The sequence below is a fragment of the Paenibacillus qinlingensis genome, assembly GCF_031455095.1.
Classification (GTDB): Bacteria; Bacillota; Bacilli; order Paenibacillales; family NBRC-103111; genus Paenibacillus_E; species Paenibacillus_E qinlingensis_A.
Genome location: NZ_JAVDSB010000009.1, coordinates 166,246 through 186,275 on the forward strand (window position 1 = coordinate 166,246; position 20,030 = coordinate 186,275).

20 protein-coding genes are annotated in these 20,030 nt (G+C 45.3%); 18 read left to right on the top strand and 2 right to left on the bottom strand.

The features are described 5' to 3' along the window. Positions 1-38: 38 nt before the first annotated feature. Complete coding sequence (locus J2736_RS21805; protein ID WP_310500706.1) at positions 39-1,307, top strand: hypothetical protein; 1,269 nt, start codon at positions 39-41, stop codon at positions 1,305-1,307. An 84-nt stretch (positions 1,308-1,391) separates the two neighbouring features. Beyond that, the gene (locus J2736_RS21810) at positions 1,392-2,504 is read left to right on the top strand and encodes a stalk domain-containing protein (protein WP_310500707.1); all 1,113 of its coding nucleotides are present in this window, start codon (positions 1,392-1,394) and stop codon (positions 2,502-2,504) included. A gap of 83 nt (positions 2,505-2,587) precedes the next feature. On the opposite strand, the gene J2736_RS21815 is transcribed toward J2736_RS21810, so the two are convergent. Further along, positions 2,588-3,175, bottom strand: a complete 588-nt coding sequence (locus J2736_RS21815; RefSeq protein ID WP_310500708.1) for a CGNR zinc finger domain-containing protein — start codon at positions 3,173-3,175, stop codon at positions 2,588-2,590. A 214-nt stretch (positions 3,176-3,389) separates the two neighbouring features. On the opposite strand from J2736_RS21815, the gene J2736_RS21820 reads away from it, so the two are divergent. The 13 genes from J2736_RS21820 (at position 3,390) to J2736_RS21880 (ending at position 15,518) form a co-directional block, all read left to right on the top strand. After that, positions 3,390-3,629, top strand: a complete 240-nt coding sequence (locus J2736_RS21820; RefSeq protein WP_310500709.1) for a hypothetical protein — start codon at positions 3,390-3,392, stop codon at positions 3,627-3,629. Beyond that, a complete protein-coding gene (locus J2736_RS21825; RefSeq protein WP_310500710.1) occupies positions 3,610-4,806 on the top strand; it encodes an epoxide hydrolase family protein in 1,197 nt (398 codons plus the stop codon). Before J2736_RS21820 ends, J2736_RS21825 begins: the two co-directional genes overlap by 20 nt. 36 nt (positions 4,807-4,842) lie before the next feature. Next, positions 4,843-5,010 (top strand): hypothetical protein, encoded by a 168-nt coding sequence (locus J2736_RS21830; RefSeq protein WP_310500711.1) that lies wholly within the window; start codon positions 4,843-4,845, stop codon positions 5,008-5,010. A gap of 145 nt (positions 5,011-5,155) precedes the next feature. Further along, positions 5,156-6,376, top strand: a complete 1,221-nt coding sequence (locus tag J2736_RS21835) for a sensor histidine kinase (RefSeq protein WP_310500712.1) — start codon at positions 5,156-5,158, stop codon at positions 6,374-6,376. 29 nt (positions 6,377-6,405) lie between these two features. Further along, positions 6,406-7,038 carry a response regulator gene (locus J2736_RS21840; protein WP_397341332.1) on the top strand — a complete coding sequence of 211 codons (633 nt, stop codon included), beginning with the start codon at positions 6,406-6,408 and terminating at the stop codon, positions 7,036-7,038. Between the two features lie 155 nt (positions 7,039-7,193). Next, complete coding sequence (locus J2736_RS21845) at positions 7,194-7,562, top strand: hypothetical protein (protein WP_310500714.1); 369 nt, start codon at positions 7,194-7,196, stop codon at positions 7,560-7,562. A gap of 45 nt (positions 7,563-7,607) precedes the next feature. Beyond that, the gene (locus tag J2736_RS21850) at positions 7,608-8,900 is read left to right on the top strand and encodes an epoxide hydrolase family protein (RefSeq protein WP_310500715.1); all 1,293 of its coding nucleotides are present in this window, start codon (positions 7,608-7,610) and stop codon (positions 8,898-8,900) included. Positions 8,901-9,234: 334 nt separating this feature from the next. Then, on the top strand, positions 9,235-10,206 hold the full coding sequence (gene msrA / locus J2736_RS21855) for a peptide-methionine (S)-S-oxide reductase MsrA (protein ID WP_310500716.1): 972 nt from the start codon (positions 9,235-9,237) through the stop codon (positions 10,204-10,206). A gap of 6 nt (positions 10,207-10,212) precedes the next feature. Beyond that, positions 10,213-10,674, top strand: coding sequence for a peptide-methionine (R)-S-oxide reductase MsrB (gene msrB, locus J2736_RS21860; RefSeq protein WP_310500717.1), 462 nt, complete (start codon positions 10,213-10,215; stop codon positions 10,672-10,674). A gap of 155 nt (positions 10,675-10,829) precedes the next feature. Further along, on the top strand, positions 10,830-11,948 hold the full coding sequence (locus J2736_RS21865) for a GntR family transcriptional regulator (RefSeq protein WP_310500718.1): 1,119 nt from the start codon (positions 10,830-10,832) through the stop codon (positions 11,946-11,948). 364 nt (positions 11,949-12,312) lie between these two features. Further along, on the top strand, positions 12,313-13,659 hold the full coding sequence (locus J2736_RS21870; RefSeq protein ID WP_310500719.1) for an ABC transporter substrate-binding protein: 1,347 nt from the start codon (positions 12,313-12,315) through the stop codon (positions 13,657-13,659). Between the two features lie 66 nt (positions 13,660-13,725). Beyond that, complete coding sequence (locus J2736_RS21875; protein ID WP_310500720.1) at positions 13,726-14,664, top strand: carbohydrate ABC transporter permease; 939 nt, start codon at positions 13,726-13,728, stop codon at positions 14,662-14,664. Positions 14,665-14,681: 17 nt separating this feature from the next. Beyond that, the gene (locus tag J2736_RS21880; RefSeq protein WP_310500721.1) at positions 14,682-15,518 is read left to right on the top strand and encodes a carbohydrate ABC transporter permease; all 837 of its coding nucleotides are present in this window, start codon (positions 14,682-14,684) and stop codon (positions 15,516-15,518) included. Positions 15,519-15,613: 95 nt separating this feature from the next. Here J2736_RS21880 and J2736_RS21885 read toward each other — a convergent pair whose 3' ends face one another. Then, entirely contained in the window at positions 15,614-17,194 is a 1,581-nt protein-coding gene (locus J2736_RS21885; RefSeq protein ID WP_310500722.1) for a glycoside hydrolase family 26 protein, read from the bottom strand. Between the two features lie 165 nt (positions 17,195-17,359). Here J2736_RS21885 and J2736_RS21890 point away from each other — a divergent pair, with 165 nt between their 5' ends. Genes J2736_RS21890 through J2736_RS21900 form a run of 3 tightly spaced genes read left to right on the top strand, consistent with a single transcriptional unit; the run spans position 17,360 to position 19,988 of the window. After that, positions 17,360-18,115, top strand: a complete 756-nt coding sequence (locus J2736_RS21890; RefSeq protein WP_310500723.1) for a DUF975 family protein — start codon at positions 17,360-17,362, stop codon at positions 18,113-18,115. Between the two features lie 14 nt (positions 18,116-18,129). Further along, positions 18,130-19,149 carry a hypothetical protein gene (locus tag J2736_RS21895; protein ID WP_310500724.1) on the top strand — a complete coding sequence of 340 codons (1,020 nt, stop codon included), beginning with the start codon at positions 18,130-18,132 and terminating at the stop codon, positions 19,147-19,149. After that, on the top strand, positions 19,146-19,988 hold the full coding sequence (locus J2736_RS21900; RefSeq protein WP_310500725.1) for a putative periplasmic lipoprotein: 843 nt from the start codon (positions 19,146-19,148) through the stop codon (positions 19,986-19,988). Before J2736_RS21895 ends, J2736_RS21900 begins: the two co-directional genes overlap by 4 nt. Positions 19,989-20,030: the final 42 nt, after the last annotated feature.

Here is a 20,030-nt window from a genome sequence, read left to right on the forward strand (position 1 = left end):
ATATAATTTTTCCAATAAAAGGATTCAAAGGAGCCGGAATGAAATCTCCGATTTATCAAAAGAAAGAAGCTCAGAACCATTTGGCCAAGCAAGAAAACATGTTGCGAAGAAATGGGACATCTAGTGGAGATGCTTCCCACATTCATCATTTGCAGCGAACGATTGGGAACAAGGCTGTTACTCAAATGATGAGATCAGATGTGATACAACGTCAACCATCAGAGACATTGCTCCCCGGCGATGTTGGTCAGTGGTTTATCGTGACACTGCCCTTTGGCAGCCCGAATACAAAGACAGGTACGTACTTGGGGACAGATGCTCGCGGGCATTGGTTCCGAGGACATAATATAAATAATCGAGAGTACCATTTCTGTATTATTAGGGGAAATGTGGAACGGACGATGGATCCAGGCTGGGGGGGACATGCGGGATACGGCGAAGAAGAAATGGATCTAGAAAATGAAGTAGACAAGCGTCCTACGAGACCCAATCTGCAAACAGAGGATGCCATGAAAAGTTATGCAGGTCATGTCAAAGGCGTTCAAAGTGAGTGGAGAGCGATGAATGCCGAAACAAGGGCAGCCAAATTAGTAGAAGGCTTATTGCCCATGTTTGCGAGCAGTGGAGTTCCAGTGCCAACATTACGTGTAATTCCAAAGGGAACTGCTCAGAACGGTAACTTCGATTCGACAACTTGGTCAGCTGGTATTTCTGAGGATACCTTGGAGAAGGAGCCGGAAAAGGCGGCTTCCACGATGTACCATGAAGCGAGGCACGGTGAGCAATATTTTCTGATCGCCCGATACATACACGCGCAAAAGTTACCTGAACCGCCATATAAACAAATACCTGATCATGTTATGAGTGCGGCGGCTGATGCCAACGCTAGATCGCAGCTGACGGAGGAAGAGAATGTAGCTGCACAACGTTTTCATACGAGTATATTCGGTAGTGGCGCGACAGAAAGAAATAATATTTTGAAGCGTACTCAGATTTATACACAACAAGCCTATTTCTCAGCAGCCAAAATGTATTTAGATGCTAATCAGCATGTAGAAACATTGCGAGTGGAATTTCGGAATTTGAAAGAAATCTTCGACAAGAGTCAAAATGAGGACGACAGGCAAGTTGCCAAACTTAAACAAGCGGACTTATTGCTTAAAAAAGCAGAACTGCCAGCTCTCAAAATAGCTGCTGAAGAAAAAAAGCTGCAATTCGAACGTACATTGGCAGAGTATAAAAACCTGCCCGAGGAAGCAGATGCTTTTGCTGTACAGGCGCAAGTGGATCAATGGCTTGCTAAATGACGATGCATTAACCTGCTGCAACCATTTTAGACTAGCCTGCGTTAGAGATACCGAATACATCTTAGAGAGGCTGGTTGAATAACAATGTTGAAAAAAACAATCGCATCCACTGCTATGGCAGCCGTGTTATTGACTCCTGTCGTACTTGGTACTTCTGTACAAGCCATGGACAATGAACATACATCGGGTTACACCGTTATCAAAAAATTCCCGCTTAACGCGGGTTCAAACCCATCATCTCCTTATTTAGAGGGGGAGAACATGATGGTACCGGTTCGCGAAATTGCTCAAGGTTTAGGTTGGGATGTTAGTTGGGACGGAAATCAGCAACAAGTGAAGCTAGTCAAAGGAAACAGTGTCATTCGGCTCACGATGAACAGAACTCACGGAACGATTGGCGACTTTGAGCCATTCTTGTTGACGACGCCTGTCGTGTTGAAGAACGAACTGTCCTTCGCTCCACTAAGGGTACTAACAGCTAGAATGGGAGCATTTACCTTGTGGGATGCAGCGACGAGCACAGCGTCTATCGCGATTCCAAATGATACACAGCAAACTCACCTCAACTTCGATTTCAAAAAAGATGACGGTGGCTGGCAAACAGGCGTCGCTGATCTTCCTGTCTCCTATCAAGACGAGGATTTCCGCATTAACACGAAAGTAGATAAAGTTAAACTGAGCGATGGCACTGAAATCAACGGCATGCTGCTAAGCGGGATGAACCGCAGTGATGACTTGTTTATGTATATGTCCAAAAAGTTAGACAGTACAGCAGGTTTGAAACCGAATACGGAATACGAAGTGAAGTTGCGATTCGACATAGCTACCAATGAAGCTGAGAGCTCTTTTGGTATCGGGGGAGGTTCTGCTTCTGCGGTCTATGTGAAAGCTGGCGTTGTTGACAGAGAGCCTTCTGTCATCAAGGACAGTGCTATGGAGGATACGCCTTACTATCGTCTAAATCTCGATAAAGGCAATCAATCGACTGAAGGCAAAGAGGTAGCCGTTCTTGGCAATATCGCGAAGCCGGACGCTGAGCAAAGTGGCTTCCAGTTGAAGAGCTTCGAACGCACTTTCCAAGTGAAAAGTAACGCGGCTGGCGAAGTATACGTCATTATCGGCACAGACTCCGGTTACGAAGGATTGCAGACGCTCTATTTCACGAATATCGACTTGACGCTCGATCCTAAGAACTAACGACTTTTTCTAGTTGAAAAATAGCTCGTTCCACCGCATCAACAGCTGGGGAGAACGAGCTAATAACTTACACGAAGTCACCCTTACTGAATCATATCGGATGATTCCGGTGTTGGAGAGCCGCCAATTTTGGCGGCTTTTTGACGTGCACGGAAACGACGGACTTTCATCAAGTTGCCGCATACTTTATCATCGCAGAACCGTTTGGAACGGTTTCGGGTTTCGTCGTAGTAGATAGCCAGGCAATCTGAATTTTCACAAATGCGTAAGCGAGAGGGTTCGCAATCTGTAAGTATGCGACCGAAGGAAGTGGCCACTGCCGCGCCGATACGGGACCAGCCAGCTTGCAAAGGAATGGATTCCAGGCGAAAATCAGAATCCGATTCCGCGATACGCAAATACATCGGCCCGCCGGATAGTGCCCGATTGAGACCTTCTAGATTAGCGGGGTCCGCGGATTCAGATACGGTCAGTTTTTCGACGATACGACGGATGTGTCCCCTCAACTGTCTCAGTTCATCGAATTCCTTCGCTGACGGAGTGCCAGGATAGGGAAGGTTGTGGATAGCCAGCCACTGTTCCAACCATCCGGGCTTGTCCAGTCGGTCTTCAGAATGGCCACTGCCTCTCCAATCGTGATAGTCGCTTTTCATAAAATCGTCCCATAACATCGCGCCGCAACTCCCTTGTCTTATGTGGAATGTTTTAATTGTAACACTCAAAGCATTCCTAAGCTAGTGTCTTAACGGCTTGAGCGGTGTGTGAAAGTGATGCTTGGTAACGACTTAGCAGCTATTATACCAATAGTTATGTTCAGTTTGCTTCTATAGTATGTAAAAGTTTAAACAAGTAACTTTCTAAATATTTTTAGGAGGTTACTTGTTTTTGTTATTAGTTCGTGATATAGTACAACTCGTAACCAACAAATATTATTTAGAAGGTTACTTAATTGCGGAGGGATCGTTGGATCCGAGTGAGATCATTGCTTCTTTTTTCTCAGATAAGTTCCTAAGTATGCTATTCATGTCCGTTGTGATGACGGCTTTCCTAGCGATTTCCACGCAAAAAACAACATCCAAGACCAAACAAAAAGGAGATTACAAACATGACACAAACAAGTACTGACAACACCGCAATTCGTCCATTTCACATCCATATCTCGGAGGAAGAAATTATTGAACTGCGCAGACGTATTACCGCGACTAGATGGCCTGAGAAGGAAACTGTAGACAACCAAGACCAAGGCACACCGCTTGCCACTATTCAAGAACTTGCACGTTATTGGGCGAATGAATACGACTGGCGCAAGATTGAAGCTAAAATTAACGCGATGCCACATTTCATTACCGAGATTGATGGTCTGGACATTCACTTCATCCACGTTCGCTCCAAGCATGAGAATGCGATGCCGATTGTTATTGCGCACGGATGGCCGGGTTCGATTTTCGAGCAAATGAAGCTTGTTGAACCACTGACTAATCCTACGGCATTTGGTGGACGTGCAGAGGATGCTTTCCATGTGGTCATTCCTTCGATGCCTGGTTACGGATTCTCTGGCAAACCGATCACAACCGGTTGGGATCCTAAACGTATCGCGAGTGCTTATGGAGAGCTGATGACTCGTCTTGGCTATACAAAGTATGTGGCGCATGGCGGCGACTGGGGTGCAATTGTGGTTGACTTCATGGGTGTTCAGGAGCCAAAAGGATTGATCGGCCTTCACACGAACATGGCTGGCGTCATTCCTGCAGAAGTTGATGCGGCAATCTGGTCAGGGAACCCGCTGCCATCTGGACTCTCGGAAGAAGAGCTGAAAGCATGCCAGCAAGTTCTTGAAAATAAATTCGCCTACGCCGCGATGATGGGAACTCGCCCTCAAACGCTGACTGGACTGGTGGATTCGCCTGTCGGTTTGGCTGCCTTTATGCTTGACCATGATTGGAAAAGCCTTGCCTTAATCGCGAGATCTTTCGCGGGAGTCAAAGAAGGATTAACACGCGATGATGTTCTTGACAACATTTCACTCTTCTGGTTTACGAATTCTGGCGTTTCTGCTTCTCGTATCTACTGGGAGAATGGTAAAGCCGGTATTTCCTTCTTCGGCATCAAAGGCGTCAAACTTCCGGTTGCGGTAAGTGTCTATCCAGATGAGCTTTATGAAGCACCGAAGAGTTGGGCAGAGAAAGCTTACCCGAATCTGATCCACTACAACAAACTTCCTAAAGGCGGACATTTCGCAGCTTGGGAGCAGCCAGAATTCGTGACTTCAGAGCTTCGTACGGCATTCAAAACACTGCGCTAAACGAATGATGGTTGGAAAGCAAGAAAGGTGAAGATCATGGATCCAGCAGAAAAAGAGCTTATGGAATCACGTTTAATTCAATTAATCAAAAAGTACCCAGGCATTACACCAGAAATGGAAGCCATGTTTTATATCGCTTATACCCGAGGCTTTAGTGATGCATGGTGGAGTCACGAACATAACAATCAACAGGCAATTCATTAGGTGAAACTAATTTAATCGAAGACTCATAGCCCCTGGCTGTGGGTCTTTTTGTGCTTGGTATTAATAGGACATCGAGATCTGGTAAGACTATACCAACAGGGAGGAAATTCCCTTTACATGGCGTCGCCTGAGAAGGGAGTTATCGATGATCCCGAAAGTTACGGATAAGGTCTGGAAGAATTCTGCTTCGTTGAGGTGGCTGTTCGGGCTCAAGCTCGTTTATGATTTTGTGCTGACGGGCATGTTTTATTTTGAAAACGCGATGGCTATCTTTTGGAGATTAAGTTTTGTTGTACTTTCTTTGTTGATCTTTCTTTTCGTTAATCTCTTTTATGCCAGAATGAAAAAGCATTGGCTCTTGTTCCTCTTAATCATCGATTTTTTGCTAACCGCTTCTTACGGTTATGTGTATATCGGGGGTGAAATCCCCAATCACTTATTTAATGGCATTACCGCATTAGCGATTTGTATGTTTGTAAAGAATCCCCGAAAACTAATCCTCACTGGTGTATGCTTATTAGTCATTTATTTGATTACGATGGGCAGCATTGATTGGTATATGTATGGACGGTGGGATAAAACAAGCTATTTTATTTCCTCTTCGTTTATTGTGTTCGCCTGCATAGTCAGCTTTTTGATTCATTTTCATCAAAAGGCAAGCCAGGAAACCATGCAATTGTATACACAATTGATGCAATCTCACGAGCAACTGCGAGCTTATGCGCACCAGACAGAAGAGTGGGCAGCCGCGAGAGAAAGAGTGCGAATTGCACGTGATATTCATGATACGGTTTGTCATAAGCTGACGGCTTTGTTGGTCCAGATGCAAGCGGCTCGCAAGCTGAGCAGCTTGGATCCTCTACGGAGCGAACAAACCTACTTGGTATGTGAAGAGTTAGTCAGGTCTGCGATACAAGAGGTGCGTCTTTCTGTAAGGGCAATCCGAGATGAATCCATTACATCAACTTCATTGGAAGAAAGCCTTACACGTATAGCAGAAGAGTTCACTAAATTTGCTAAGGTTCACACTGTTCTTGAAGTGACGGGTACGCCTGTGACCCTCCCCAAAGATCTTCAATTAACGGCGTATCGCATTGTACAAGAATCGCTTACGAATGCTCAGAAGCATGGTCATGCGACCCATGCGGTCATTGGGTTGGCTTTTGCCGAAACAGAATTTTCACTAAGTATACGGAATGATGGCGAATTGCCTGCCACACTTCATCTGGGATTTGGTTTGCTGAATATGAGGGAAAGGGTGAAGGAGTGGAGGGGAGACGTACAGTTTGAGATGGATCAGCAAAAAGGCTTTAGTGTTGAAGTGAAGCTGCCCTATGCGCAAACAGAAACGGAGGGACACCATTGAAAATCCTCATTGTCGACGATCAGCGGCTGATGCGAGACGGTCTTGCTACAATCATTGGTCTGGAACCAGGGATGGAGGTGGTTGGAACTGCCGAGGACGGCAGAGATGCTTTTGCCAAAGTTGTCGAGTTGCAACCGGATGTCGTATTAATGGATATTCGAATGCCGGGGATGGATGGCGTCGAGGGCACGGAGTTAATTCTTAAGCACTACCCAAAGACAAAGGTGTTGATTTTAACCACTTTTGATGACGCGGAACTCATTTTGAACGTATTGGAAAAAGGGGTTCATGGCTATTTGCTGAAGGATATGGCCTCGGAAGCGATCATCCGTGCGATTCAAACGGTGTACAATGGAGGGACGGTACTTCAACACGACATCACATCGATGCTGCTCAAAGAATTAATTGCCGTGTCGGATAGAATTCCGAATCAGACCCACGCATTAAGTAACGCGGAGCCAGAGAAACTGCGAGAATTGACGGATCGAGAGAAAGATGTGCTCGCCTTATTGGGTCGCGGGCTTAATAATAAAGAAATTGCTGGCATGCTGTATTTGACAGAGGGTACCGTGAAGAATCACGTCTCTAGCTTAATAGCGAAGCTGGGACTGCGTGACAGGACGCAAGTAGCTCTATTTGCAGTACGTCATCTATTAGGTTGAATGGGCATGACTTTTGGCATAGAAGCATGAAATTATTCATGTTTGGCTATCCAAGGTTTTGCCTTTTTTCGTAGGCAGATCATGACTTTTCACAGCTTTGCTTACGTTCCATTCATGTTATACTTTGTGGGCATAAGGGTAAAGGAAGTGAATGGATGAAAAAAGGCTGGTTTGAACTGGACAAATGCAAGCATGAAGATTGTTATTGTTGCGATTGTTCGGATTGCTTGAAAATATGGGAAATCCATATATATGCTTACGAAGCCGATGACGATTCAACACCTGATGTTACCTTGATTTTGAGTAAGTCAACAGAAACCGGCAATGGGTATTTTTTAATGGAATATTCAATTACTTATGTAGGGCGAGCGATGATGTTTGACGAGACCAATGCGATGGTCAAGAAGATAGATGAGGTCAGCAGCACAAATGATGATATGAGCTTGACTGATCATTTGGTTATCTGCCGCGAATTCTTTGATTGTGGGAAAATGAATAAGATTTGCCCCTCGGAAAGAACCTAACGGAAGGTTATTCCAAAAAACTTTCCGAATGGAGCGCTATTCCTTATGAGCATCAGGTACTGGCATCGCTTTGTCATGATTTTGGCTATATCGCTGGTAATGCCGGCCTTCGACACCCACGCAAATGAGATAGAGAATCAGCTTGTAGACAAAAACGCTATCCGTCCTTTTCATGTCCAAGTTCCAGATGCGGAGCTTGCTGAATTACGACGTCGCATAAATGCGACCAAATGGCCTGAGCAAGAAAGAGTGGCGGATGCATCGCAAGGCGTGCAGCTAGCCATGATGAAAGATCTAGCACACTATTGGGCGAACGATTACGATTGGCGCAAAGTAGAGGCGAAGCTCAACGCGTTGCCTCAATTCGTCACTGAGATCGATGGGCAGGACATTCATTTCATCCACGTCCGTTCGCCCCACAAGAACGCGCTGCCGATCATCATTACGCATGGTTGGCCTGGATCGTTGCTTGAGCACGTTAAGCTAATCGATCGACTGACCAATCCAACCGCGTACGGCGGGAAGGCCAAAGACGCGTTTGATGTCGTCATCCCGTCGCTGCCTGGCTACGGCTTCTCCGGGAAGCCGACGAGCCCTGGCTGGGGCCCCGAGCGCATTGCACGTGCCTGGGATGAGCTGATGAAACGACTCGGCTATACCCAATATGTTGCACAAGGCGGGGATTGGGGGGCGATCATCGTCGATCAGATGGGTTTGCAGACACCGAAGGGGCTGCTCGCCATCCACACCAACATGCCGGGTACAGTTCCCGTGGAGATTGACAAAGCGCTAGCAGGTGGTCCGGCTCCTAAGGGACTGTCGGCTGATGAACAACGTGCCTATGATCAGTTGGTTCGTAATACCATGCAAAGCGAGTATGGCAAGTTTATGTCATCACGCCCTCAAACCTTGTATGGTATTGCAGATTCACCGATAGGACTTGCCGCTTGGCTTCTCGATCACAATGATGCTGAGGGCCAACCTGCTGGAGCGTTCGTCTCAGGACTGAAGCGCAAATCGAGCAAGACTGGCGAACTAACACGTGATGAGATCTTGGACAATATCACATTCTATTGGCTGACGAACACGGGTGTCTCTGCGGCTAAACTATATGCAGAATATAAAGGTGGTTATTTCAACACCAAGGGTGTCACTATTCCGGTGGCCGTGAGTGCTTTTCCGAACGAAATTTATCAGGCTCCGCGGAGTTGGACAGAGAAGGCCTATCCCAACCTCATCTATTACAATAGACCTGACAAAGGCGGTCATTTCGCTGCCTGGGAGCAGCCAGATATCTTCGCAAATGAACTCCGAGCCGCATTCAAGTCGCTACGCTAATTCCTATCTGTTGGAACCATCAGGTTAAAAATGCAGCCCTTTTGACAGTTGGGCTGCATTTTTACTAATCGTTCTCGTAACCTCTAAAATTTTATATAGATAGTTACTTGTAGTACGCTATTGTTTATGATATATTCGTAACTAATAAAATTTATATAAATAGTTACAATTGAAAAATACATGAAAAAGGAGTTTTCCGTTATGCGAAAAAAATTAGTCATTATTTTTCTACTCCTTATTTTAACTGCGAGCTCTTTTTATGAAATTAATTGTTTTTTGAATTACTGAGTTGTGGGGAAGAGCGAACTACTACCATTGAAGGAGGAACAATAACATGAGGGCAGCATTCGCATTTCGCTTATTGGATAAACACATGAATCAATTCATACACGTATGTAATGAATGTCCACCAGAGAAACGCGGCGCCATTCCGGAAGGATATAAAAACAATATTCATTGGCAGCTAGGTCATGTTCTATACATTACACATAGGGAAGTGCTCGGTCTTTCCAAGCAGCCGCTGATCCTTCCCGAAAGCTATAAAACCTTGTTCGCTTACGGTACGAAACCTGCGGATTGGACAGAAGAACCACCGGAGTGGAACGTCTTGATCACACAATTGAAAGAACTTCGCACTTATATCCATGATACGTTACAAGATAGACTAGATGAGCCCGTGAGCGAGAATTTTCTGCATGCCGAGACGATCGGTGAGCTCATCTACGCGAGTACGATGCATATCTTCTATCACCAAGGCATCATTTACGGCATGAACAAATCTCTGAAGGCGGTTGTGATCGAGGCTTCCGATACCGCTATTTTTGCTGGTGGCTGCTTCTGGCATATGGAAAAGTCTTTCCGAGAGCTTGAAGGCGTGACAGATGTGTCTACCGGCTATACCGGTGGAAAAGATGACAATCCGACGTATAAAAAAGTCGTTTCCCAAACGTCCGACCATCTTGAAGCGGTTGAGATTCAATTTGATCCCAATGTGATTACGTATGAGGAGTTACTCCTAAATTTTTGGAAGAACGTTGACCCAACAAACGCAGGCGATCGTTCCGCCGTTTTTTACAGGAGTCCTGCACAAAAAGAGATCGTTGAAGCATCTAAAAAGGAACTCGCTGCAGCTAGACAGTATAGTAAGCCAGTTCTAACGAAGATTGCCGCTGCATCAACGTTTTACAAAGCGGAGGACGAGCATCAGAACTATTACAAAAGAGTTCGCGGAGCGGTAAAGAAAACGATGAACAAGTACTACTCCGATCCTCGGTATCTTGAACAAAATATGTGGGACTGGGAGTGATGAGCCGTGAATACGAACTCAAAACAAAGTTATCATGGGGATTTTAATAAAGAAGAAAAGTTAAAAACGCTGACGAAACAACAATATAATGTCACCCAGCATGGTGTGGACGAGAGACCGTATGCAAATGAATACTGGGATAATGAAGCTGAGGGTATTTACGTAGATATCGTTTCAGGTGAGCCGCTGTTTAGTTCAAAAGACAAGTTCGACGCTCGTACAGGCTGGCCGAGTTTTACAAAGCCATTGGATTCCACGAACGTTGTGCTGAAAAAGAAAGGATTCTTTTCTGGATGTGAAGTCAGAAGTCGCAATGCGGATTCCTTCTTAGGCGATGTGTTTAATGACGGACCTGATGAGACAGGATTGCGATTCTGCGTGAACTCTGCCGCTATGAAATTTATTCCGAAAGATGAACTTGAAGAAAGTGGCTATGGTGCCTATCTCTCTCTATTTAGCGAGAAATAAAATCAAACCTTTATTCGTTATCGTGGGGTCAACTGAAGGGATTTCGAATAAGGACAACAAGTTCGACAAAAAATGACAGTGATAATGTTTGGATTGCTAATTATGCCTAGGATGATATACTTAGTATATTAAAGGCATACGGTCAGGTGATCCAGATGGAAGCGCATTTATATGAACAGCTTTATTGGCATATTGTGCATGAGATTAAAGAGGGCAAATTGAAGGTCGGAGATCGCGTATCTTCGGAGAAAGAACTTGCTGAGCAGTTTGGTGTCAGCCGCATCACGTCCAAGAAAGCGTTGGAGAAGCTGGCAGAAGAGGGGCTCGTTAAACGCATCCAGGGAAAAGGGTCATTTGTGGCGCAGCCAGTTGCGGTTGGGCAAGAGCCTATGCGACATTCCGAGGAAAGAGCGATACTAACTAATGTCAAAACAAGACCATTGATCGGGTTTATTATTTCTAATTTTTCCGATGAATTCGGCCTGCAGCTGCTACGAGCGATGGAAAGGCAAAGCGCAGCGCACAACTATGATCTCATCATCAAGCGGACTTGGGGAAGCAGAGCAGAAGAAGAACGCGCTATCCAATTGTTTGTCAGTCTAGGTATTAAGGGCTTAATTGTAACGCCTATTCATGGCGAGCATTATAATGCGGATCTGCTGCGTCTCGTCTTGGACAAATTTCCTGTTGTATTGGTGGATCGATATTTGAGGGGAATTCCGGTTTGCTCGGTGTACACGGACAACAAGAAAGCCGCTAAAGACTTAACACTTCATCTGATCGGGAGAGGCCACAAAGAAATTGCGTTTCTGTCTCCTCCTGTAGAAAATACATCAACTTTGGAAGACAGGCTGTTGGGGTATACCTTAGCCTTTACGCAAGAGGGATTAAAGCTGCATCTACCTTATTGTTTGACAAGTTTAAAGGGAATCCTGCCTATTAATCACAATGGAACTGCCAACGATAGTGACAAATTGGCGCTTCAAGGTTTCTTGGAACAATATCCTGAGGTCAAAGCATTCGTCGCTTCAGAATTCTTGGTGGCTACTCTGTTGACTCAGGTCATTGATGAAATGGGTAAATCTTTGGACGACTATGATATCGTATGCTTCGACTCATTGAACGACCATCTAGGCAAGCCGATCTTTACACACATTCAACAAGATGAGAAACGGATGGGTGAAGGCGCAGTTGACTTGCTCGTCTCCCAGTTAATCGGTGAGGCCGTTCCTGAACAACGAATAATTGAGCATCGGATGATCGTGAGAGCGTAGCTTTAACGGTCACTGAATAGCAAGTAAAAACATGGATGATTCCATGTTTTTTTTTGTCTTTTTTGTTGTTCAGCTAAGGCAGAAGCCTACCCGGGAAGGTCTGAAAAAGGGATGAAAGTGCACCTGCATGTCGTGATATTGGAGTTGACATGATATATACGCAAATATTAATATACTTAGTATGTACTAATGCTATTTTATGGAAAAGAGGTGAGACAACTGGTTATCTAGCCAGATATAAGTAAGCAGTTTCCTTAGTAAAAAGTTACACAAACGTTGTATTCAACGCCAACATCCTTTTTACATGAAGAAGCTTAACAAGTATGTAAGCGCATACAAAACCTAATTGAAGGGGGAATTATGCATGAGAAAATCCACGAAGTTCATATTTCCAACCATGGTATCGGTCCTCGCTATTTCCGTTCTGGCAACTGCTTGTTCATCGTCGACTTCATCCACAGAAGGGACTAGTTCCGTTACGCCATCAACCACAGCAGGATCGAATAATACAAGCGGACAGGGAAATGCAACAGTCACACTGTGGCACGGTCTGACCTCCATTGATTTGGAGAATATGAATAAAGTCGTGAAAGCATTTGAAGAGAAGAATCCTTCTATCAAAATCAAGTTGGTTTATACAGAATCCAACGAAGGTGCTGATCAGAAGCTGCTTACAGCCGTTGCAGGCGGCAACCCGCCGGATATTGCCTTTTTCGATCGTTTTAAGGTAGGTTCTTGGGCAGCGCAAGGTTCTTTGACTGATTTGACTACAATGGCTACAGGCGCTGGTATTACGAAGAACTCCTATTATCCATTTGCCTGGGATGAGTCTAGTTATCAAAACAAGCTATATGCGATCCCCTTAGGTACGGATTCCCGCTTACTCTTTTACAATAAAGATCAATTCAAAGAAGTCGGACTAGATCCGAATAACCCGCCTAAAACAATTGCCGAACTCGAAGCAGCCGCTGAAAAATTAACGATTAAGGATGGCAAACGATTCAAGCGTATCGGTTTTATTCCATGGTACTCGCAAGGTTGGCTATATAGCTGGGGATGGTCGTTCGGAGGAGACTTTATGGACCCGGCAACGGGGAAAGTTACTGCCAATGATCCCAAGGTAGTAGATGCGCTGCAGTGGATGACGAACTTTGCGAAAAAATACAATGTTGAAGACATAACAGGTTTCACAAGTGCAGCAGGGACAGATGAGATGGATCCATTCATCACGGGTCAAATTAGTATGAAGATTAGTGGGAACTGGACAGTTGCGGGTATCAAAAAGTTTAAACCAGATCTGAATTATGGCGTTACACCAATACCGACGCCAACAGGAACTAACTTTACAACATGGTCTGGCGGTATGTCTTTAATTATCCCTAAGGGAGCTAAGAACATCGAACCTGCTTGGAAGTTCCTTGAATACTTAGGTAAGGAAGAAGGGCAGTACTTGCTGAATGCGCAGTCGGGGATGTCCGTCATCGATGCCGTAAACGCGAAGTTTGGCTACAAAGATGATCCGATTATGAAAGAATTCGTTAATATTCTTCCGAAATCACACAACCGTCCTGTTGTTCCGGAAGGCCAGCTGCTTTGGAATGAATTAGCTTCTGCAACTGAAAAGTCCACGCGTGGCAGCGGCAGTCCCAAAGAGAATTTAGATAAAGTGACCGAGACCGTTAACAAAGCCTTAGAGAAATATAAGAAATAACATGCTCAATAGGCAGGGGGAGTCTGTCTCTCCTTGCCTATTGAACGATTCGGGAGGTGGATGTCCATGGCAAATTCAACTAATTCAGTGCTCGTACTAGACCGTCGAACAACAAGAAAACGGAAATCTTTCCACAAGACAAACTTGATTGGATGGCTCTTTGCATCACCGTGGGCGCTCGGACTACTCGGCTTTTATGCAATCCCGATGTTCGCCTCCTTTTACTTCAGCCTCACCACATATAGCATTCTGCAGCCTGGTGAGTTTATCGGTTTGACGAACTATAAGGATCTTTTCAATGATCCGCTGTTTTGGAAATCCATCTACAATACGATCTATTTTGCCGTATTCTTCGTACCCTTAAGTATATTTTTCGGTGTAGCGCTCGCCATGATGTTAAATATGAGAATCAAGGGAATGGCCATTTACCGAACGATCTTCTTCTTACCGACGCTTGTGCCGCAAGTGGCCTTGGCGGTGCTGTGGATGTGGCTGCTGCATCCAAACTTTGGCTTAGTGAATGGGATGTTAGCCAGTATTGGGATCGATGGACCCCCTTGGCTAGGTGGTGAATCGTGGTCTAAACCATCCTTGATCTTAATGTCGCTTTGGGGAATTGGTCATGCTGTCGTCATCTACCTTGCCGGATTAGCAGATATCCCCGATGAATATTACGAAGCAGCGGAAATTGATGGCGCGAGTTGGTTTCAGAAAACGAAAGCCGTAACGCTGCCGTTGCTAACACCAGTTATTTTCTACAATTTGGTTATGGGTACGATCGGTGCCTTTCAACAGTTCACACTTCCCTACACCATGACCAAAGGGCAAGGAACACCTGCCAATTCCATGACATTTTACGTCATGTATCTATACGAGAATGGATTCAAATATTTCAAAATGGGCTACGCTTCCGCCATGGCCTGGATCTTGTTTGTGATCGTTATTGCATTAACGGGATTGATTTTTGTAACCTCAAAACGTTGGGTTCATTATCAAGGGAAATAAAGGGAGGACATAATGGAATGAATCCACTAGCTAGTAAGAGAGTAAGTCGATCTGTCGCTCATTTGTGCTTGATTATTGCTTCCTTCTTTTTCATTATTCCTTTTATTTGGCTGGTATCGACTTCATTGAAGCCGCTCACACAAATCTTCACCTTTCCGCCAGAGTGGATTCCGCACCCCTTCCAATGGAGCAACTATGCGCGTGCCGTTGACTATATCCCCTTCTGGACGTATTTGAAAAATACGGCGATTATTACGATTGTCAGCACATTAGGAGTCATCATCTCCTGTCCACTGGTGGCCTACAGTTTTGCCAAGCTAGAGTGGCGTGGTCGCGATGTATTGTTCTTCGTCACACTTGCAGTTATGATGATTCCCGGACAAGTCACCATGATTCCACTTTTCCTTTTGTTCAGTAAATTAGGTTGGGTGGGTACTTATCTCCCGCTCATTGTTCCGCAATTTTTTGGAGTCCCTTTTTACATCTTCTTATTGAGACAGTTTTTCCTTGGACTGCCGGATGCCCTTCGGGAAGCTGCACGTATTGATGGCTCCAGTGAGTTCCGTATTTATCTGCAAATTATGTTTCCATTAGCGAAGTCGGCGGTCTTAGCAGTGGCTCTGTTTCAATTTATGGGGAGCTGGACGGATTTCATCGGTCCGTTGCTTTATTTAACGAATGAACCATCTTACACGGTATCACTCGGATTGCAGCAATTTCAAAGTCAAAAAGGTTCAGAATGGGGGCTGTTAATGGCCGTATCCACCTTAATGACACTGCCGGTTATTGTGCTTTTCTTTCTTCTTCAGAAAACGTTTATTAGTGGAATTACCTTTAGCGGTATAAAAGGATAACCAATTCATGCCAAATTGTATTGGTAAAAGAAAAAGGTACAGCTATCCTCACTGAATGGGAGGAACTGTACCTTTTATCTATGTATGTAGGATGTTCACCTCTTGGCGAGCCCAATCCCTGTGCTGACAGCCGTCAGTTCCATCTTGGCATTGTAGGCGAACAAAGACCAAGGTTCAGAGGCCGATTCGGCATTTACTTGAATGTCGATTTCCCAGGGAGCTTCATAACTCACACCAAGCAATTGCTTACCTTGGTATAGGGCGATGGCAAATGGGGGTTCACCTCGATCATTAACAAGCTTGGGATACACGAGCACGGTTTGTTTCCCAGTCGGGAGCGAAGGTGAGTTGACTGGCGAATACCGATACGAAATGGGATTCACTCCTTGTTCGATTTTACTCAAAAACCAATCGGAAGCGATCAGCCTTTGATAATACCCGTCCATGTAAGGATTCTCTCCGATATCGTAGACATAACTTCCGTTTGTTCGAATAGCTTGAGCACGGCTGTAGTTAAAGTAAGTGATTGCTTTTATCTGTGGAAACAATCGCGGTAAGAGTCCATACATGTAACCCAACTGGCCTTCTGCCCAGCTCCAATACGATTGATTCGTTGGCAAATAGGTGTGTGCAACAGCTCCTTCTGAAATCATAATAGGCTTATGGCTGTAGCGTTCGTAGAGCGGGGCAAAGGTATCAATAACGGTGCCCTTTAACTGTTCTTTCTCAGCTGAGATGGGGGTGCTATATAAGGAAAAACCAACCCAGTCCACGTAGGCGTCCCCAGGATAGTAGTCATCCACCGTATCCGGTGGCCAGAAGTTAGGCGACCATACCATGGCTACATTCGGCGCTTCTTCGGCCATAATGTTGTGAACAAGGCGGAATTTCTCTATATATTTCTGGGGTTCTCCGTGCCAGGGCACCCAAGCTCCATTCATTTCCGAAGCGTAACGAAGGAAGATTGGGATTCCGGACACTTTCGCCTCTCGCGCAAATCGGCGGACATATTCATCATCTTGTACGTCGTCTAAGCCGTAGCGTGGTTCCCAACCAATCTGGAGGGCTCCGCCAAGCTCTTTGACTCTTTCGGCAGTCCGTGCGGGGAAGTAGGTATTCGTGTCCGTTTGCACTTTCCGCCATCCGACATAAGCCAAGTAAAGTGCGTGCTTACGTCCGTATACGTCTTCGATCTTCGTGACATCATAGCCTACTCGGCGATCTGCCCCAAGCATACCGATATAAACTCCTGATGCTGGTTCATGTTTGGCTAACAAAGAAGTAGAAGTCGGAGCTGTTTTGGAAGAATCCCCTGGCGTTGCGTCGCGAAGATAAATCTCCATATGCGTTGAAGGTGTTTGTATAGTAGGCCAAATAGGAGGTAACGAAGGAGGTCCAGCTGAGTAAGCGGTGATTCGTTCTCTGTAGACAGATGCAGCTTCTGGATGCCCTGTTAGGTTAGATTTCTTTTCTTGGTCGGTCCAATAGGTAATCAGATCGGGTTGCTTGGGGCGAGAAGGAGAATCAGTCGTTGCGGGAGGATTATTCACATCAGCCATTGCAGGTTGATTAGGCTCAATCAGATCCACTTTACGATCTATAACGAATAGGAGAATGGCGATAGAGCTCGCCAAGCCTAGTAAAGCTGCAAAAATCCAGACAACCTTTGTATGCATGAAGTGGCTTCCTCTCACAGGGGATTATGACTAATTGTATGCCCATATCTAGGAGACGGTCAATGAAAGAAAGATCGCATCTAATTTGGTAAGAATAGGTACTGTTCTATGCCATTCCAAGATAAAATAAGATGGTATATATGGATTTACCTGAGGAGGGATTGCGTGGATTGGTCACGTAAGGAATTAAAAAGCAGAGCCAAACTAGTACTTCGAACATCCTATTGGAAGGCATTCTTGGTCAGCTTACTGCTTGCCATCATTGGCGGGGGGATCCCAAGTTGCAACTGGAATTCAAATAGTGGTTCCTCCGTTAACCTATCCGGCATGCGGGCAGATTTTGGGGATATTTCGGATGGTGTAGGTGCACTTATTCTGATCATCATTATTCTAGTTGCGATCGTAGTAGGATTGACCGTAGCTGCCTTCAATATCTTTGTGATAGCCCCGTTTAAAGTGAACACGCAGCAATATTTCAAACAAGCCTCTCAAGGCGATGTGAATATGAACTATCTGCTTTACGCATTTGGTAAAGGAAAGTATATAGGAACGGTTGCTGCGATGTTTTGGAGTGCTTTGCTTAACTTTTTGTGGTATTTATTGCTCATCATCCCTGGTATCGTGAAGAGTTATGCGTACAGTTTGGTTCCGTATATTTTGGGAGATAACCCTACGATTGGCCGGAAAAGAGCCGTACAGCTCAGCAATCAGATGACGCGCGGATTTAAATGGCGGATGTTTGTGCTGGATCTTTCCTTTATTGGGTGGTTTCTTCTGGGTGTTTTAGCACTTGGCGTAGGTGTGTTGTTTGTATTACCTTATTATAATACGACGAAAGCTGAGTTATATTTGGCACTGCGTCAGCAAGCATTGAACGATGGACTTAGCACCCCCGAAGAATTAAATCTAATCATATCGTAAGGAGCTGATCGTTTTTGTCTGTCCAAGTAGAGGTAAGTAAGGTAATGGGTACCACGACGACGTCCAAGCATTCGATCACGATGATCATGGGGATGTGGCTCATTATTGGCCTGTTTATTGATGGCTTCGCCCATAACCATGGAGCAGTAGAAACCTTTTTTACACCGTGGCACGCGATTCTTTACTCCGGTTACTTGGCTTGTGCAGGTTGGATTTTCTTCATGATTCGCTCGAACAAAATCAGTAACCCATCCACGACTTGGATCTCAGCGATCCCCGTTGGCTACAAGCTTGGCGTAGCAGGGGTTATCCTCTTCTTTGCAGGTGGGCTTGGCGATATGTATTGGCACACGGTCTTCGGCATTGAGAAAAATATTGAAGCGCTTCTAAGCCCAACCCATCTCCTATTGTTATCGGGGGCGCTCCTCATATTGACAAGTCCCTACCGTGCGATCAGCGCTGCTGAAAAGGGGGCTGCGCCAACGTTTCGCCAATTGTTACCGGCGCTAACATCAATTGGGCTCACGTTTACGGTGTTCGCTTTCTTCCTTATGTACGCATGGTCCTTCCGCCAAAACTTATGGATGGCGAGAGACTACGATGCGGTAGCAAAAGCTGTAGTTGATTTTATGCTGACAACTATGATTCTTGTCATTCCAGTCATGTTTGTCCTGCGCAGATGGAAGCTCCCCTTCGGTACGGTTACGTTATTCTTCCTGTTTGAGTCCATCTTCCTTGCGGTTCTGGATGGATTCAGGGATTATGGTTCCATCATCATTCTGCTCATTAGCGGCGTGATCGGTGATGTCTTATTTCGTGAAATCAAAGAGAGAGAGGTAACAGATTGGCGGTATAAGGCTGTCTTCTTTGTGCTTCCTGTCTTGATTTGGGGACTGTATTTCGCTAGCTTGAAATTATTTCATACCTTACACTGGTCGCCTGAGCTGTGGGGAGGGACGATATTCCTGTGTGCCTTGTCGTCGCTTGGTTTAAGTATTCTTGCAGCGCCAGTTGCAACTAGTCAAAGCAGATGAGAGGGAAACTGCTGCCCCTTATCTGCCTAGTTGTCTTCCTTTCAGCTTGCGGTTCATCTTCAACAACGACGATTGATATGTCGGATATGTCAGGCATGACCGGCATGACGATGTCTTCATCATCGGTTACACATCAACATACGAGTGACGCACTTGCCCGCTTCTCCTTGGATTCACCCCATTATTTACCGAATGAGTTATCCAACCTAACCATTCTGGTTCAAAATAAATGGAATCGGCCGATCGAGAAGTTTGATCTGATGCATGAGAAGCTGATGCACCTCATCGTGGTCAGTCGGGATTTGTCCTACTTCGACCACTTGCATCCCAACTATGCGGGCGCTGGCCGATTCGATGTCCAAACGTCATTCCCCGCGGGAGGATACTATCAGCTTATTGCTGATTTTACACCGACGGGCTTAGGGGAGACTGTTCAATCTCATTGGGTGACGATTAACGGAAAAGCCCCGAAGGCTATTAAGCTTCAGCCCGACAAAAGCTTAACCAAACAAGTAGGTGACAAGGAAGTCACGCTAGCCTTCGATCATCTCATGGCAGGTATGACTCTTGACATGGTATTTACATTCAAGCAAGGTACCGAGAAAACGCCTGTTACCAATTTGCAGCCTTATCTCGGCAGCGTAGGTCATATTGTTGCGATTAGTGAGGATGGGAATGAGTATGTCCATGTTCATCCGGCGGATCCATCAGCGACTTCAGGGCCAAGCGCGGCGTTTAAGATTCTGTTTCCCAAAAAAGGCATATACAAAATTTGGGGCCAGTTTCAGCAAAATAACGAAGTGTTCATCGTTCCGTATGTGATCAATGTGAATTTGTAATATAAAAGAAATATGATAGTAATCTGTCCTACATGTTAATCG